At 50.2% G+C, this 17,604-nt stretch carries 14 protein-coding genes and 1 pseudogene; 12 read left to right on the forward strand and 3 right to left on the reverse strand.

From position 1 onward, the window contains the following. Positions 1–3: 3 nt before the first annotated feature. Positions 4–201 (reverse strand): annotated as a pseudogene (locus tag MT343_RS01535) (transposase); the annotation flags it as partial. Between the two features lie 216 nt (positions 202–417). Here MT343_RS01535 and MT343_RS01540 point away from each other — a divergent pair. Both MT343_RS01540 and MT343_RS01545 read left to right on the forward strand, forming a co-directional pair. Next, positions 418–1,290 carry a hypothetical protein gene (locus tag MT343_RS01540; protein ID WP_145471126.1) on the forward strand — a complete coding sequence of 291 codons (873 nt, stop codon included), beginning with the start codon at positions 418–420 and terminating at the stop codon, positions 1,288–1,290. An 85-nt stretch (positions 1,291–1,375) separates the two neighbouring features. Continuing rightward, positions 1,376–1,795 carry a hypothetical protein gene (locus MT343_RS01545; protein ID WP_243989450.1) on the forward strand — a complete coding sequence of 140 codons (420 nt, stop codon included), beginning with the start codon at positions 1,376–1,378 and terminating at the stop codon, positions 1,793–1,795. 358 nt (positions 1,796–2,153) lie between these two features. Here the strand turns inward: MT343_RS01545 and MT343_RS01550 are convergent, their stop codons facing one another. After that, the gene (locus MT343_RS01550; RefSeq protein WP_145470622.1) at positions 2,154–3,149 is read right to left on the reverse strand and encodes a transposase; all 996 of its coding nucleotides are present in this window, start codon (positions 3,147–3,149) and stop codon (positions 2,154–2,156) included. A gap of 366 nt (positions 3,150–3,515) precedes the next feature. Here MT343_RS01550 and MT343_RS01555 point away from each other — a divergent pair, with 366 nt between their 5' ends. The 3 genes from MT343_RS01555 to MT343_RS01565 all read left to right on the forward strand — a co-directional run bounded on the left by MT343_RS01555 (position 3,516) and on the right by MT343_RS01565 (position 6,903). After that, entirely contained in the window at positions 3,516–4,988 is a 1,473-nt protein-coding gene (locus tag MT343_RS01555; protein WP_145470624.1) for a hypothetical protein, read from the forward strand. Positions 4,989–5,002: 14 nt separating this feature from the next. After that, on the forward strand, positions 5,003–5,521 hold the full coding sequence (locus tag MT343_RS01560; RefSeq protein ID WP_145470626.1) for a hypothetical protein: 519 nt from the start codon (positions 5,003–5,005) through the stop codon (positions 5,519–5,521). A gap of 302 nt (positions 5,522–5,823) precedes the next feature. Then, positions 5,824–6,903: a hypothetical protein gene (locus MT343_RS01565; RefSeq protein ID WP_145470628.1), complete on the forward strand. Its 1,080-nt coding sequence runs from the start codon at positions 5,824–5,826 to the stop codon at positions 6,901–6,903. Positions 6,904–7,014: 111 nt separating this feature from the next. On the opposite strand, the gene MT343_RS01570 is transcribed toward MT343_RS01565, so the two are convergent. Then, positions 7,015–7,875, reverse strand: coding sequence for a sterol desaturase family protein (locus MT343_RS01570; protein WP_145470630.1), 861 nt, complete (start codon positions 7,873–7,875; stop codon positions 7,015–7,017). Positions 7,876–7,964: 89 nt separating this feature from the next. On the opposite strand from MT343_RS01570, the gene MT343_RS01575 reads away from it, so the two are divergent. The 7 genes from MT343_RS01575 (at position 7,965) to MT343_RS01605 (ending at position 17,603) form a co-directional block, all read left to right on the forward strand. Continuing rightward, a complete protein-coding gene (locus MT343_RS01575) occupies positions 7,965–9,008 on the forward strand; it encodes an AraC family transcriptional regulator (protein WP_145470632.1) in 1,044 nt (347 codons plus the stop codon). Between the two features lie 6 nt (positions 9,009–9,014). After that, complete coding sequence (locus MT343_RS01580; RefSeq protein ID WP_222428618.1) at positions 9,015–11,006, forward strand: RecQ family ATP-dependent DNA helicase; 1,992 nt, start codon at positions 9,015–9,017, stop codon at positions 11,004–11,006. 49 nt (positions 11,007–11,055) lie between these two features. Further along, the gene (locus MT343_RS01585) at positions 11,056–11,919 is read left to right on the forward strand and encodes an alpha/beta fold hydrolase (protein ID WP_145470634.1); all 864 of its coding nucleotides are present in this window, start codon (positions 11,056–11,058) and stop codon (positions 11,917–11,919) included. Between the two features lie 287 nt (positions 11,920–12,206). After that, positions 12,207–13,838 (forward strand): BCCT family transporter, encoded by a 1,632-nt coding sequence (locus MT343_RS01590; protein WP_145470635.1) that lies wholly within the window; start codon positions 12,207–12,209, stop codon positions 13,836–13,838. Between the two features lie 71 nt (positions 13,839–13,909). Beyond that, the gene (locus tag MT343_RS01595; protein WP_145470637.1) at positions 13,910–15,790 is read left to right on the forward strand and encodes a DUF294 nucleotidyltransferase-like domain-containing protein; all 1,881 of its coding nucleotides are present in this window, start codon (positions 13,910–13,912) and stop codon (positions 15,788–15,790) included. A gap of 3 nt (positions 15,791–15,793) precedes the next feature. After that, on the forward strand, positions 15,794–16,543 hold the full coding sequence (locus MT343_RS01600) for a 3'-5' exonuclease (RefSeq protein WP_145470639.1): 750 nt from the start codon (positions 15,794–15,796) through the stop codon (positions 16,541–16,543). A 379-nt stretch (positions 16,544–16,922) separates the two neighbouring features. Then, a complete protein-coding gene (locus MT343_RS01605) occupies positions 16,923–17,603 on the forward strand; it encodes a DNA-3-methyladenine glycosylase I (protein WP_145470641.1) in 681 nt (226 codons plus the stop codon). Position 17,604 lies beyond the last annotated feature (1 nt).

Consider the following 17,604-nt stretch of genomic DNA (forward strand, 5'->3'; position numbering starts at 1 on the left):
TTCCGCGTAAGCTGCAATCTGAATGGTAAATATTTGTGGTAATTCCAGTAATTTATTTTCAAGCCAGCCACGACGATGTTCGTAGTTTTCACCGCTAACCAGATCATGACCACAGAGAAAGGCGCGCCGTACACAGCGTGATACGCAGTGGTAGTAGGGGGTTGCCTCAACAGAGACCTGTTGTTTCCTTGGCTTTGGCATAACGCACTCCGGAAAAAGTGTGAGCTTTCAGAGTAGGTTCTGGTCGGTAATTGATCAATCAGAAGAATGTGTTAGGGTGGGTGTCCAATTAGTTTTCCAATTAGTTTTCTGCGCAATACCCGCAGCTACTTTACTGAGATTCTTGAATAATATGCATCAAAACTGGACATTGAAGATATGGTTGAGATAGCCCAGACCATTGGAGTGGATTAATACATGAACGACACCGCAGAGCGAATAGAGTTTCCAGTAGTTGATACAACTTACTGGAAAACTAAAGACAAACAATGGATGGCCGGCCGCCATGAACAATGGGCCGTCATTGAAAATTACTTTGTAGGACCGGCAACCAAAAGTAAGAAAGCCAAAGGCATTTTAAAGCGCTATTTTTTGCACGGATCGATGCCTGACTTTAAAGCGCTAAAAAGCTGGAAAAGTAACGAACGACACTTGGATCTGTTTTGCTTTTTATGGCTGCATCCCTCCTGGGATTCCGATGTGCTCGTACCATTACGCGATGCCTATATCCATTCACCGTTGGTATTGGAAGAGGATGTCAGTGTCGGTATGGAGTTGTTATTTCAGTATGGGGCGCTTATTGCCTCAGCAGAATATTTCGAAAATGAAGATGTTTCTGATGTAATACAAACCGATGGTAATAATAGGCTTTTATTTGATTTGATGATAGGAAACTTGTCGGAACAAAAAGGGATAGAAAAAAAAGTCAATTACCCAATGCATCATATTATAGAAATGTCAAAATGGTTGTGCAATAAAAAACTGCACATTATAAATAATGACTGTCTTTATCAATATGGTAGTTATCTTGATTTCTGGTATCAATCCTGCCCGAAAAATGAGAACTATTTTGATGATGCATTTTACAAAGGGGCTTTGCCTTATATAGAAAAAGCTCTTTACCGGATTTATTACTTTGATACCGAAAAAGAGGGCGATACCTGTCGTACCCGTTTTGTTGTTAAGATAAGAAAGATATTGGATGAGCGGGAGTTTATACAGGACTTTAAACAACTATGGCTGGATGTCAAAGCGGGTAAGATCCAGGTGGAGAATCCATGGAAACGATAGACTCTATTGCTTGACCTTTGAATGCCATAAAGATTGAAATACCAAAAGAGTAGTCAGTCTTTTTAAGAGTACGGGCATAACACGGATGCTATACCTAAGCCTGCTGCTGTTGCTGGCACTGCCTGCCCGGGCCTTAAACCCCGATGGCTTTGAGACCTTTATTCATATCGGCCATGTCTTTGCCCGCAGCACCGTCACCAATGACGATGGTGCGCCACTATGGGCCGAGTACAACGACGACGGCGGCCACGTCCGCCTGCGTTCGCTGGACGGACAGTACGGTGACGTCTATGCCGGTAATCAGATCCGTAGTTTCCTTGAAACGCTAAAAAGTTTTCGCGAACGCGACCAGCCGATTGAAGATTTCGAACGTCAATTTACTACCCCAAAATGGCAGCAGGCGATGTTTGATGATAACGAAGATGCTTTGCTGGCTCTGGCCGATATGCAGGCAGAGCGCTGGATTAAGGCGCTCTCAGATAATGCGTTCACGGATATTTTTTAGGGTGCAGGATTATTTAGCCTGTCGTATTAATTCTGCTGGCGAAGAGAAAGCAGAGAAGTTGCTTAATGTGTTAGGGGGGGATTAGTTTTCCGCGTAAGCTGCAATCTGAATGGTAAATATTTGTGGTAATTCCAGTAATTTATTCTAGAAGGTTAATAGGACACCCACTCTAGTAAGTAGAAATTTTATGAAGAATTCAAGGGTCAGCCCTATGTGTTATTACGCAGAGTGAACGTATTTGATTTTGAATAAGTTTTTATAGCTTTGGGTCGTGAAAATTCAGGCTCAGAGGAATTTCAGGTGCAATCCGGCCTCAGGTTTATCCTGAAATATAAATTGACGGAACATTTGAAAGTAACTAGCCGAATGCTGCTTTACATCGACTCACGCTAGGTGGTCTTTGGTAATCGAGTTTCTCGCAAGCGCTGCGCAGATGCCTCTCCTGTCCGGCAAAGGTTCTGAAGCATTGCTCGAACTGCTGCGTCATGGTGAACCACTGATCCTGATTAATGCCCAGTCGTTCAAGAACAGAGGCTGAGGTTGAAGATATAGCCCCGCGTTTGTCCTTACGAATAATACGCCCGGTGGCGTCGACCAATTCAAGGTAATCTGTCAGGCGCATGGGGATACCGCTGGGCATATTGTCACGCGGATTTCCCGCAAAAGGTAAAAGCATTTTGGTCTGCTGGTTGGAATGATTCGGTTGCACTACCGATTTTGCCTTTTCTATGCGCATTTTCACGGATGTATGATCCGATGTTTCCAGTGATTGAGCCATTGATGCCCGCACCGGGTTAAGATCAACGTAGGCCATGCACGCTGCCAGAGCAGCTTCATCCAGCAGCGCCTGAGATTTAAACCGGCCTTCCCAGAAACGGCCAGTACAGCTATCTTCCTGATTGGCTTCACGGGCAATCGATTCATTCAATACCCGCATGAACCAACTGATATCCGCCAGCCGTGAACGCCATTCCGCGATATAAATCTGAAGACGGGCCATTTCAGGTACTGAAAGCGTCTCGCCACGAGAGAACTTCTGTGACAGTAAATTGCCATTAAATAACTGATGCCAGCGTTCGACGACTTCAATATCAGCCCAGGCTTTACTGGTCGCCGAATCAACAAACAGTACAACATGGTAGTGATTGCTCATAATTGCGTAAGCTGCAATCTGAATGGCAAATATTTGTGGTAATTCCAGTAATTTATTCTCAAGCCAGCCACGACGATGTTCGTAGTTTTCACCGCTAACCTGGTCATGACCACAGAGAAAGGCGCGCCGTACACAGCGTGATACGCAGTGGTAGTAGGGGGTTGCCTCAACAGAGACCTGTTGTTTCCTTGGCTTTGGCATAACGCACTCCGGAAAAAGTGTGAGCTTTCAGAGTAGGTTCTGATCGGTAATTGATCAATCAGAAGAATGTGTTAGGGTGGGTGTCCAATTAGTTAACAGAGAAAGGCGCGCCGTACACAGCGTGATACGCAGTGGTAGTAGGGGGTTGCCTCAACAGAGACCTGTTGTTTCCTTGGCTTTGGCATAACGCACTCCGGAAAAAGTGTGAGCTTTCAGAGTAGGTTCTGATCGGTAATTGATCAATCAGAAGAATGTGTTAGGGTGGGTGTCCAATTAGTTGGTGTCCTATTAGTTCATTAGGGTGGGTGTCCTATTAGTTCTTAAGGCTATTAAAGAAAATTTCGATATTGAGATAAGTGAACTGTAATGAAGATTTTACATATATCTGATAAATCGGATGAAGGGGCTCAGCCAGGCTCGGAATCTCTGGTATTCCGGGGGCATACTTACGCGGCTGTCATTACAGGTGATCAACTGTCTTATGATTACCACCATTATTTCCCTGAAAGAGCCATGAGCTCTTGGCTGGATACGCCTAATGGAAGCGTTTGCCAGATATCAAAAGAAAAAGGGATCGAAGGTATCGCTTTGGACCTTGAATGTGATGTCTATGATGTGGAATTTCAGCCGTCAACCTATTTTGGATTATCTTCCACGAATAGACGAGGCAATATGTTTAATGGTTATTGTCTTCTTCCTGAATGTACTGATTCGAGTGCAAGTGTATTTGACAGAGAGTATGTTACTAATGCTTATAATGATTTTAATGAAAAACCTATCGCTCAGTTTGAAGGCTATCTGGGGTGTGGGGTTTGGTTTGATGGTTATTATGTTGCATCGTTAATATCAGATGAATTGATTATTGCTATAGATAGTGATTTCAATATGGTTTGGAAACGGAAGTTTTTAAATAAAGACATAGGCTGTACAGTATCGAAATTATTTCAATACAGCAGCATCACTATCGCTCGTTTAGGTCAGTTGCCAGGTACAGATATTAAAAGCCAGATAATTTCTCTTGATACCAAAACCGGCAACACCGTCTGGAAGATCGACCTGCCTTTCTATGTGAATCACTGTACTCTGATTGGTGATCGGATTTATATATCGAGTCAAAAGGAAGGCTGTTGGTGTGTGCTAAATGCCGATTCAGGTGAGATTCTTCTTCAGGATGAGGTTGTACTGACCGAAGAAGATCAGCCTGTTGGTTGGCTATGGGCAGACAGTGGCTATCTGTTTTTTTTCTATCAACATAACCTTCTACGGGTAATGGACGAAGCAAATGGAAAAATAATTCAAGATATTAATATCCCTAAAGGCTTTGGATTAACCAGTAGGTTCTATCCCGAAGTAAGAGATAACTACATATATTTCAGACTGGTGGCATCTGGCGGAATTGAAAAGTTCTCCACCTACGGCGGCATTATGATCCTGTCCCGCGAAGAACTCAGGCAAGGGCCGCCCTGGACTATCGAAGTCGAAGACAAAGGCGATATCAGCTATCAGGCCATTGTGGGCGGCAAAACTGAATACTACGAGATTAATGCTTCCTACGAAGAATTGGGTGATGTCTTACGTTTTGGACAGATTGAAATAAAATTGGTCGCTCAACGTTATGCATACAACCACTGGGGGAATCTGGACGACAATTGGAAAACCCGTATTAACAAAAAATTTGATGGCCGTATCGTGCTGAATATTGACAAAGCTAAACTGAGAAACTCAGATGAAGCCAAATTCGATCTGATGGTAGAGTTGTTTAACAAGCACTTTGAAAAGAAATTCCGGGCGCCAGCGAATAAGAAAAAGCCACTGACCCTGATCTGGAAATACATTTAAAAAGAGTAAGGGTCATGAGTTCTGTTGCAGAAAAAATTATCGAATGGGCGAAATCCAATGATCTTTCTCTGGATGAAGAAGAAATCATGGATGCCAGATTGGAAGATCAGATGGCATTTGATAATGCTCTGGTCAATGCATTTTCAGAAACTGCTTTTTTTGCTTTTTCAGAGCAGGGCTGTCCTCCAAAGGAGTTTCTTCCAGGTGTTCTCTCGGGATATCTGGAACAAATCACAGAAAGAGAATTTGATCTGAATTCTGTTGTATCGGAGGATGATTGGAAAACCGCTAGGGCCATCATATCTTGTGATGGTGAAGATATTGAGCTGAAAATTGATTATGTAAATGATTCCGACTGGGTGCCACCTGAGTTGGCTGGCCAGATGAGAGATTTTTCAAAGAACTATTGCGAAAAGCTACTCTATACCCTGTATGGAGAAGATCCTTTCGTTGTGTTGTATTTATCAGAAAATTCAATATCAGTACTGGACAGTATTCGCAATACACTGCCTGCACACCAGTATAATAGATAAAACATCATTACCCCTTTAACTTCAAAACCGGGAGTATGGGGTTAGTAGAGCATTCACTCCGAAACGCTACACCAAAATGGCAGCAGGCGATGTTTGATGCTAACGAAGATGCTTTGCTGGCTATGGCCGATATGCAGGCAGAGCGCTGGATTAAGGCGCTCTCAGATAATGCATTTCCGTTAGTATAAGCAGTCCATCACCGTGTTGAGGCTGGGGTAAAAAGCCTGATATACGCAGCTATGTTCCCTCCGCCACAAATCATGCTAGGGTGAGCATCCGGATAATCACTTAAGGGCTGGAATATGGATGTTCGTTCTTTGATCTCTCGCTTTATCACTCGCTTTGTTACCAACAGCGGGCTGGCGTTCTGTCTTGGTGCTGCTGTCTTAAGCCCTGCCAGTCTGGCGGATATTAATGCCGGTACGAACAGTGAAGACCGCTTCTGGATCAACCGCACCCACGATAACCTGGCTAAGTTTGATAACTATCAGGCGCAAACAGAGCAGGCGCAGTCGGGCGCTGGTGCTGCGGTTATCAGTGATGTGCTGTTTAAAAAACCGGATGGCTTTTATCAGGTGGTGCTGCAGCCGGATTCTCTCCGCGGAATTGAAGTCAGCCAGCGTGCCGGGGTGATCACCCTGCATGATAAACCGAACCAGCGGGCATTCATCGTCAAAGGGCTTGAGGCTTATCAGGCGGGTGGTTCTCTGGAGACAATCAAAGATATCTATCTGTTCAACAAAGAGCATTACGAGCAGACCTTTACGCCCTCTATTCACGTTGCCGACCGTCTGGCGGTTGGTATCGATTTTGTCGCCAGAGATGAAAGCGATGAAATCAGAAAGATAGAAGCCTTTGTCGATTATCATCACTCCCTGTTTATGCAGGCCCGGTTTGTATTTAACCATGGTGTTGAATCGACCATCAGAAACAACAGCATCGAATTTAATAAAGAAGGCCTGACACTACCGGAGATTAACTTACCGCAGAGTACTCAGGTAAGGGTTTTGGATTTAAGTAAGAAAGCCCTGTCGCAGAAAGAGCTGAGTAAAAAGGCCGCTAAAAACATTGTCTGGCCGGAGGATAAAAATAATACCTGGGGTTTCTCTCAGCGTAAGTTTTACCAGCAAAGCAACAGCAGTGCGGCTTATTACTATGGTGATAAATTCTTTCTGCTTGCTATTGCCACCCCAGAGGGAAGCCAGCCGGTAACTGTACCCGCCGTGCCGCTGACCATTGGCAATACGCCGGTGTTGCTCAGCCAGTTTCCGCTCTTTGCGCATTTAGCCTTTGACCATAAGGGCATCAGTTACACATTAGTATCCAACGCTCATCCTGAAAGCCTGTTGTCTATGGTGAAAGGGATGACTTCAGCGCAATAGCACGCGGAGTTATCCCGGCGTTGTTCAATACGCTGTAAGCCAGCGTATTGAACCCGGAGTCTTGAATCCTTCTCTTCAAGTCCTTCTCTTCAAGTCCTTCTCTTAAATGCCTTATCTGCGGCCGTAATGCTCTTCTACCCAGGATGGGTGCTTCCACAGAATACGGATATCACGGTAGTGCAGAATATCGCGCCACATGCTGACAAACTCGGCGATCACTAACCGAAACGGATTCAGGCTGTTAGCCGGGCGGAAATCAACGCCGTAACGGATTTCGCCGGCGTCTTTTTCATCGACAAAGGTGCCGAATAAACGATCCCAGATAATCAGCACACCGGCAAAATTGGTGTCGATCTGCTTCGGGTTGCTGCCGTGATGCACGCGGTGGTGCGACGGTGTATTAAATACAAATTCAAACCAGCGCGGCAGTTTGCGCACGACTTCTGTGTGGACAAAAAACTGGAAGAACAGGTTAAGTTCGAGAGCAATCACCGCCTGTTCGAGACTGAAACCAATCACCGCTGCAGGCAGCATGGCAACCAGCATAATACCGTTAAAGGACACAACCGGCGTCTGCCGCAGTGCGGTGGAAAAATTAAAACGCTCAGAACTGTGGTGTACCCAGTGCCCGGCCCAGCCGTAGCGCACTTTGTGCATAAAGCGGTGCACCCAGTAGAAATTAAAATCGACCAGCACCATCAGCAGAATAAAATTCAGCAGCGGTGATGATGACTGCCACTGAAAGCCATAGCTCTGTACGGCCAGATAAATCACGGAACCAATAAAAATAATCGACAGCGCATCAAGCACTTTATAAATCAGACCGGTGCCGATATTGGCCGCCGATTCTTTCAGGTCGTAGGCATCGGTTTTTCCCTGGCGTATCAGCCAGGCGCGTTCGGCAAACATCACGGCAAAAAATACCGGGCCGGCCAGAACGATAAACACAAGGGCGTGTAAGAAGTCTTCCATCTTTTTCTCCGCTGGGTTTGACATGCTGGCCAATCTACCGGGAAACTGAAAAGCAAGATGACTTTCTCGTGCCAGGTTTTTAGCATTTCATGCCAACTCCACAAAATGCAGGTATTGTCCGTGTCACCGGCAGCTGGATCCGGCTGCTTACTGACTGGCTTGATCAGAACGGGCTGGATGCCCCGGCATTGCGCGCAGCGGTTGCAGCCTACGGGCCGACCGATAATGTGCCGATTAACGACTGGGCGCAGATGCTGGCAGCGGCTTTTGCCCTGCGTCCGCAGGATCAGGCCGCCTCGCTGGCGTTAGCACGCCTGGTGACGCTTCAGCATACCGGCGTATTGGGTTATCTCGCCGCCGCCTGCGACAATCTCGGTCAGGCGCTGCTGAGTTATCAGCGCTTTGAGCGTTTATTTTATGGTGCTTCGGTGGCGCAGATTCACAGCCGCAGCGTGGATAGCACTCCGTGTGTGGAAATCGCCTGGCAGCCGTTACCGGGGATGGCTCTGGTGGACGAAACAGCCATTGCCGCGCTGGTGCATATTACCCGGCAGAATCTGGTGCGTGATGTTGCCTTACAGCAGGTGCACTTCAGTCATCGCTGTAACCCGCAGCAGCTGCAGGCGCTGGAAGATTTTTTTGCCTGTCCGGTGGTGATGGAAAGTGACCGCATCCGCCTGCTGTTCAGTGTTGATGTTCTGAGTCTGCCATTAATGCGCGGTGAGCCGGGGTTACGCCATCTGCTGGAAGAGCAGGCGCTGTCGATGTTGCGTGCGGTGCCGGAGCCGGATGAATTTCTGCGCCAGCTGCAGGCGGAAATGGTGCGTTTGCTGCCGGAAGGGGAAGCGACCATCGAATCGCTGGCACCGCGCCTGTACTGTTCAGTAAGAACCTTACAGCGGCGGCTGGATGAAAAAAATCTGAGCTGGAAAGCGTTACTGGATCGCACCCGTGAACAATTAGCCTGCCAGTATCTGGCCGATAACAGTCTCAGTCTGCTGGAGGTGTCCATGCTGCTGGGCTATCGCAATCAGGGCACTTTTTCACGGGCTTTTAAACGCTGGCAAAACTGCAGTCCGCTGACTTACCGCAAACATCAAATGCATAAAAATGCGTCTGATCATAAGGATTAATTAACGATGAAAAATATGAACTGGCAGGCCGCACTGCAGCAACACTTCGGCTTTGCAGCGTTGCGTCCCGGTCAGCAGCTGGTGGTTGAGGCCTTACTGGCCGGGCATTCGGCCGCGGCTATTTTTCCGACCGGCTCAGGTAAATCGCTCTGCTATCAGTTGCCGGCCTTATTACTGCCAAATTTAACGCTGGTGATTTCGCCTCTGCTGGCATTAATGCAGGATCAGGTGCAGTTTTTACGCAGCAAGGGTATTGCTGCAGCGACCATTGATTCTACCCAGAACCGCGACGAAGCACAGGAAGTGATGAACGGCGTGCGCAGCGGCAGTATTAAAATTTTAATGGTGTCGGTTGAGCGCCTTAAAAATGAACGCTTCCGCCAGTTTATTCAGCAGATTCCCATCTCGTTGCTGGTGGTCGATGAGGCGCACTGTATTTCGGAGTGGGGGCATAATTTCCGCCCGGATTATTTAAAACTGCCCGATTACTGCCGTGAATTTGCTATTCCACAGGTATTGCTGTTAACCGCTACGGCAACCACCGCAGTGATTGCCGATATGCAAAAGCATTTTGCTATTAAACCCGAGCATGTGGTCTGCACCGGCTTTTACCGGCCAAATTTACGTTTACTGGCCCAGCCAACCGCAGAGCATGGGCGCGTTGCCAAATGCGCCACCTGGCTGAATTATCTGGCGAAAAAGAGTGCGGAAAAACACGAGGATTTTGCCGCGGTTATTTATGTCACCCTGCAGAATACCGCCGAGGAAGTCGCCGCCGCGCTCAATGCTCAGCTGCCCTTTGCCGTTGAAGCCTATCATGCCGGTATTGGTCATGAAGAACGTGATGCCATTCAGCAGCGTTTTATGCGCGGTAATACGCCGGTGATTGTGGCCACCATTGCCTTTGGTATGGGCGTGGATAAAAGCAATATCCGTCAGGTGATTCATTACGACCTGCCCAAATCCATCGAAAATTACAGTCAGGAAATCGGCCGTGCCGGACGCGACGGCAAAGCCTCGGACTGCATTATGCTCGGTGATGAATCGGGCCTGACGGTGCTGGAAAACTTTGTCTACGGTGATACGCCGGAGCTGAGCAGTATTCAGCAGGTGCTGCAGACGATCAGTACACAAACCCAGAATGGTCAGTGGGAAGTGCTGATGACACCGCTGTCGGCGGCCAGCAATATCCGTTTATTACCGTTAAAAACCCTGCTGGTTAATCTGGAAATGCGCGGCGTATTAACCTCGCAATACAGCTATTTTGCCGAATATAAATACCGCCTTAACAGTAACGAAGAAGAATTGCTGGCGCATTTTCAGCCGGAGCCGCAGCAGTTTCTGCGTACGGTATTCAACAGCAGCGATAAAGGCCGCAGCTGGTACACACTGAATATTCCGGCACTGGAGCAAGCTCTGGCTCAGACTCAGACAGGCAGCGATGTACCACCACGGCTGCGCGCACTGCGGGCGCTGGAATACTGTCAGGAAAAAGGCTGGCTGCAGCTGGAAAGCAAACAGATGACTGATGTTTACCGGGTAAATACCGCATTATTGCAGCCGGCATTGGCCAATGATTTATATCAGCATTTTGCCGCCAAGCAGCAGAGCGAAATTCAGCGTATACAGCATATGCTGGAGCTGTTCCGTCAGCCGCGTTGTATCAGCCGTACGCTGGCCGGTTATTTCAGCGATAACCTGAGTGAAGATTGCGGTCGCTGCTCGGTATGTCGTGGTGAACATCAGCCGTGGCCGGTACGCAATACGCAGGGTAATTTCAGCGGACTGGATGCGCGTGCGCTCTGTGCTCCGGTGCAGCAGGCTATTCAGGCGCAATTCGGCCAGCCGGCCTCCATCGAGCTGTTAACCCGCTATTTATGTGGTATTTATGTGCCCTGGCTGAGCAAGATAAAAGCCCGCTCGCTGGGAGCCATGGGCAGGCTTGAGCAACAGCCCTACGCCCAGGTACAGCAGTGGTTAACACAAAACCTGAGCTGACACAGACAGCGCCTGCGGTATTTGCCGCTATTTCAGGCAGGGAGAGATTATGAGCATTCTGCACAGCCAGCACCGGCTGGACATTCAGACCCCGGAAGGGACGCGCAGCATGGCCTATATGCAGTGGCATAACAGCCTGCACGAACAACAGCCCTTGCTGCTCTGTGTTCATGGCCTGACCCGTAACAGCCGCGACTTTGATTTGCTGGCCGGAAAACTGGCTGAACATTACCGCGTAATCTGCCCGGATGTATTAGGGCGTGGTGACAGCGACTGGCTGCAACAGCCGGCGCTGTACGGTTATCCGCTGTATATCGCACAGATGCAGCAATTGCTGGCGCATCTGTTCAGCGAGTTTGCTGTCAGCCGTTGTGACTGGGTAGGCACCTCGATGGGCGGACTGATCGGCATGATGCTGGCTGCCGCTCCCGGCGACACCATCGGCAAGCTGGTGCTGAATGATGTCGGGCCTTTTATTCCTTACAGTGCGCTGGCACGGCTTGGGCAATATGTGGGCAAAGCGCCGTATTTTGCTCATGTTGGCGAAGCCGAACAGTATTTGCGTCAGGTAGCACAGCCTTTCGGCCCGCTGACCGATGAGCAATGGGTGCATCTGGCGCTGCACGGCACTGAGAGCTGTGACGATGGATTATGCCTGCGTTACGACCCGGCCATTGCCGATGGCTTTGCCGCGGTGACCGGGGATGTCGATTTATCGGCAGTCTGGAGTGCGGTGCACTGCCCGGTGCTGGTGATCCGTGGTGCCGAATCCGATTTACTGCTGGCCGAAACGGCGCGCAGCATGCTGCAGCATAACGATACCCAGCTGGTTGAGTTTCCCGGAATCGGTCATGCACCGATGCTGATGGCACGTGATCAGATCACCGCAGTGCAGAATTTTCTGACGCGCTGAGGTTGCCTTCCTGACTGTTGCTGTTGCTCTCTCTCCCGTATTTGTTAGCCCTCACTTCGGCTGGAATGGCCGTGGTTATTGAAAGTTCAGGGGCGTTTTTTGCCCAATACCTTCCTTTTTGCTAGGCTGTTCAGGCCATTTTCTGTATCAGACTGATGCCCTGGCAGGCATTTCTTCCCGGTGAAGCAGTCTGGTATGCACTTGCCCGATCCTGTATCGGCGCCTGAAATCCAAGCCTGCGCGTAAGCAATAAGCAGGTCTGAATAAACCACGGGAGGCTGGCCGCAATGGCTGAAAAAAATGATCCTATGATCCCCGATGGCGATGTGAATCCGATCGACACTGATTATCAGGTCGGTCAGGACAACATCATTGTCAATGTTGGCCCTTTTGGGCTAGATATCCACAACCGCGTGTTTGCGGTGTCTGGTCTGTCAGTTATCGCTTTTGTGCTGCTGACTCTGCTGTTTCACAATCAGGTTGAACCACTGTTCGGCAGCATCCGCAGCTGGCTGACCACCAACCTGAGCTGGTTCTTCCTCAGTGCCGGTAATATTTTTGTGATTGTCTGTCTTGGTTTGATTGTTTCGCCTCTGGGGCGCATTCGCTTAGGCGGCACCGAAGCCACCCCCGATTACAGCTATACCGCCTGGTTCTCCATGCTGTTTGCCGCTGGTATGGGGATCGGCCTGATGTTCTACGGCGTATCTGAGCCGCTTTCACACTTCGGCAGTTCCTTTGCCGGTATCAGTACAGAAAATGGCGTACGCACCGATTGGGCTCCGCTGGGAGCTGCGGCGGGTGACGCTGAGGCAGCTGCCCGTCTGGGTATGGCGGCAACCATTTATCACTGGGCACTTCATCCCTGGGCTATTTACGCAATTATGGCGCTGGGGCTGGCGTTATTTTCGTTTAATAAAGGTTTACCCCTGACCATCCGCTCGGTGTTTTACCCGGTGCTGGGCGAGCGTGTCTGGGGTTGGCCGGGGCATATCATTGATATTATCGCGGTACTGGCAACGCTGTTTGGTCTGGCCACATCGCTGGGTTTGGGTGCTTCTCAGGCAGCCTCCGGTCTGCATTATTTATTTGGCCTGCCAGAAGGCAATACCACGCAGGTTGTACTGGTGATTGGTATTACCGCCATTGCCATGATGTCGGTGGTTGCCGGTCTGGACGCCGGGGTTAAGCGTCTGTCTGAAATCAATATGATACTGGCCATTCTGTTGCTGTTGTTTGTGATTATCGTTGGCCCGACGCTGGCGATTGTGACCGGCTTTTTTGACAATATGCTGGCCTATTTCCAGAATTTGCCGGCGCTTTCCAATCCGGTTGGGCGGGAGGATGTGAATTTCACCTCCGGCTGGACGGCCTTCTACTGGGCCTGGTGGATTTCCTGGTCGCCATTTGTCGGTATGTTTATCGCCCGTGTTTCCCGTGGCCGTTCGGTGCGTGAATTTATGGTGTCGGTGTTGCTGGTGCCATCGGCCGCCTGTGTTTTATGGATGACGGTATTTGGCGGCACCGCAATTGAACAGTACGTTCAGGACGGCTACAAAAGCGCCGCAGAATCGGCACTGCCGCTGCAGTTATTTGCCATGCTGGATGCATTGCCGTTAGCGCAGATCACGTCCTTTATCGGTATTATTCTGGTGATCGTGTTTTTTGTAACGTCATCGGATTCCGGCTCACTGGTTATTGATGTGATTTCTGCCGGTGGCAAGGTCGATGCGCCAACCCCGCAACGGGTGTTCTGGTGCACCTTTGAAGGGCTGGTGGCCATTGCCCTGATTCTCGGCGGTGGGCTGGTGGCTTTGCAGGCGATGGCGGTGTCGAGCGGATTACCCTTTACCATCGTTTTACTGGTAGCAACCTTTTCCATTATTAAAGGTTTGTCTTCTGAGCCTAAACCGGCTTAAAGCGGCCTGAAGCGGCTATAAGTAACAACAGCACAGGGGTTCCTGTGCTGTTGTTTTTTTACGGAATTGCCATGCAATCAGAACATATCGAAATTGTTGATTTCCTGCGTCAGCACCAGCCCTTTACCGGCCTGAGTGATGAGGTTTTGCAGCAGGTCGCTGTACAGATCAGCATTACCTATTTCAAAGCCGGACAGCAGATTCTGGAATTCGGCGCCGAAATTAATGACTGGTATGTGATCCGCAGTGGCGCGGTTGAGGTATTCCGCCGCAACGGTGAACTTTATAACCGCTTAAGCGAAGGCGGCTTTTTTGCCGAGTTCGGTTTGCTGCGTAATAAGCGTGTGCGCTTTCCGGTTTATGCGCTGGAAGACACGCTGGTGTATATGATTCCGGAGCCTTTATTTACCGAATTATTTGATAATAACGAAGAATTTGCTGATCAGGTTGAGGTGGAAGACCGCACGCGTCTGCGTCAGGCTGTTGCCCGGCGCGAAGACGCCAACGAGCTGATGACGGCCCGTATCGAAACCCTGGTCAGCCGCGAACCGGTACTCTTACCGGCCAGTGCTACAGCACGTGAAGCGGCTATCCGTATGACCGAAGAAGGTGTTTCCTCGTTATTGGTTGTGACCACCTCGGATGATCAGCCGATGGCGGCGTCACGTCTGGTGGGCATCGTTACCGACCGCGATATCCGCGACCGGCTGGTGACGCCGGGGTTGCCATTCGATACGCCGGTAACCGATATCATGACCGCCGAATTAACCAAGGTAGAGCACAATCAGTTTGTGTTCGAAGCCATCTTATTAATGCTGCGGTATAACGTGCATCATCTGCCGGTCATTAAACAGGGATTACCGCTGGGAGTGATCGCGCTGGCGGATGTTATCCGTTATGAATCGCAGAACAGTCTGTTTGTGGTGCGCAGTATTTTTAATGCACAAACGGTGGAAGAGCTGACGGCATTGGCCAGCGATGTACGCGCCTGCTTCAGCCGACTGGTGGCTGAGGACGCTAATTCACGCATGATTGGTGGCTCCATGGCGGTGATTGGCCGCAGCTTTAAACAGCGCCTGCTGGAAATGGCGGAAGAAAAATTTGGCCCGCCACCGGTGCCTTATTGTTTCCTGGCGCTGGGTTCCATGGCACGGGAAGAGCAGTTAATTGTTACCGATCAGGATAATGCCCTGATTCTGGATAACCGCTTTGATCCGCAATTACACGATGAATATTTTTCCAATCTCGCGACCTTTGTGTGTGATGGGCTGGCGGCCTGTGGTTATACCTATTGCAAAGGTAAGGTGATGGCCACCAACCGCCAGTGGCGCCAGCCATTAAAAGTATGGGAACAATATTTCAGCGAATGGATTGAACGCCCCTCACCGGAGTTTCTGCTTAACAGCGCCATCTTTTTTGATCTTGAAGGGGTGTGGGGCGAAACCCAATGGAGCGACATGCTGAACGACCTTATCCGGCGTAAGGCACGCAGTAATTCGCGCTTTCTTGCCTGTATGGCACGCGCTGCATTAATGCGCACACCGCCACTGGGATTTTTTAAAGGCTTTGTGATGGAGACCGACGGTAAGCATACCAATTCCATCAATATGAAAAGACGTGGCACGGCGCCGCTGGCCGATCTGATCCGTGTGCATGCGCTGGCGGTTGGCTCTGCTGCGCATAATTCGTTTGAACGCCTGGAAGATATCATCGAAGCCGGTATTTTACCGCCGGGTAATGGCCCGGATTTGCGCGACGCGCTGGAATTAATTGCCATGGTGCGCATCCGGCATCAGGCGCTGGATCTGCAATCGGGAACCGAGCCGGATAATAATATCGAGCCGGAAAATCTGTCGGATTTTGAGCGTAAAAACCTGAAAGACGCTTTCCAGATTCTCAGCAATGCGCAGAAGTTTCTGAAGTTCCGTTATCAGCCCGGACGGGCGGTATAAGCCGTGTTTTATCTGCCCCGCAGTCAGTTGCAGAATGAATCCAGTCTCAGCGGAGAAGATCTGTCGGCGGTCGACTGGCCGGCCCGTTTCCGTGAACTGGCCGCCAGTGCCCGTCACCCGGCTCTGCAACAGTATTACCAGGCCGGCGTACCGGCCGGCAGCACGGCCATTGCCGATGTTCCTATGGTGGCCATGGACTTTGAAACCACCGGTCTTGATCCGCAGCAGGGCGGTATTGTCAGTATCGGGCTGGTGCCCATGACACTGGCACGGATCTCCTGCGCCGGTGCTGTGCACTGGATTGTGCGGCCGCGGGCACGCTTATCCAGTGAATCCATTGTCGTGCACGGTATTACTCACAGCGATATTGCCGCAGCTCCGGATCTCAGCAAGGTGCTGGACGACCTGCTGGCCCAGCTGGCCGGGCGCGTGGTGGTGGCGCATCACCGCAGTATCGAGCGGCGTTTTCTCAGCAATGCACTGCAGGCAAGGATTGGTGAAAGCATCGAATTTCCGGTGATTGATACCATGGCTCTGGCATACCGCGTGCGTCGTGAGCCGGGGTTCTGGCAGCGTTTGCGTGGCCGCAAACCCGACTCGGTGCGACTGGCCGATTGCCGCCGCCGTTACCATCTGCCGTTTTACCGCCCGCATCATGCGCAGACCGATGCCCTCGCCTGTGCTGAACTGTTACAGGCGCAGATTGCGCATCACTTCAGCCCCCAGACAGTATTAAGTGATTTATGGTGCTGAATGGCTGTGCCGGGCGTGTAATGAGCCGTTTCCGTGGCCGGATTACAAAACAGCACAGGATGGTTACGAAAATTCCGGCAATAAACAGAACGTCCGTTCATAGCTGATCTAGAATAATGGTCATAGACGGCCAATTGAGATTATTGTCGTGGACGATACTGAAACCTTTGAGCATGAGCTCAGCGAACATGAAATGCTGCATATCCATATGTGGGCAACCCTGATCAGCTCGGTATTACTGTTTGCTATTGCCTACCTGAGCATGTGAATTCCTCCTGCATCTGCTTCAGCCCGCCACTGTGCGGGCTTTTTTGTGCGCGCACGGTGGCGGATGCTGGTAGTCTGAACGGGTTTTCTGACCGCAGTTACGAGGGGTGCTATGTCTTTCCGCCATTTCAGTGAAATCGAACAACGTGCGCTGTCGCGTCATTCTGAAGCCAGTGTCAAAGCGCGCCTGACGAAGCCCAAAAGCACGGCAGAGCTGTTGCAGATTCCGGCGCCGCAGTGGTTGTCGGAAGCCTCGCGCGCGGTGTTTCAGTCGGGTTTCCGCTGGCAGGTGGTGGACGATAAATGGCCGCGCTTTGAACAGGTATTCGGCGGATTTAATCTCGCCTACTGCCGTCAGTTATCGGACGAGCAGCTCGAAGCCATGATGAAGGAAGACGGGCTGATCAAACACTGGAGCAAGACCCGTTCTATTCAGAGTAACGCCGATTATCTGGCCGGACTGGAAGCACAGTATGGCTCGGTTGCCGCATTCTTTGCCGCCTGGCAGCCGGAAGATATCTGCGCCAATATCGCCACCCTGCAAAAATCCGGTGCCCGTCTTGGTGGCAAAACCGGACAGCTGTGGCTGCGGCGTATGGGGGTGGATATGCCGATCTATTCCAACGATGTATTGGCCGCACTGAAGCTTGAAGGTGTTACCAACAGCATGCCGGGTTCAGCCAAAGCGCGGGCGACAGTGCAGCAGGCGTTTGATCAGTGGCGTGCCGACAGTGGACGCTCGCTGAATGAAATCAGCCAGCTGCTGGCACTGTCGGTTGCCGGCGGAAACTGAG

The sequence above is a fragment of the Venatorbacter sp. C2-1 genome, from assembly GCF_022832715.1.
GTDB lineage: Bacteria > Pseudomonadota > Gammaproteobacteria > Pseudomonadales > Oceanobacteraceae > Venatoribacter > Venatoribacter alkanivorans.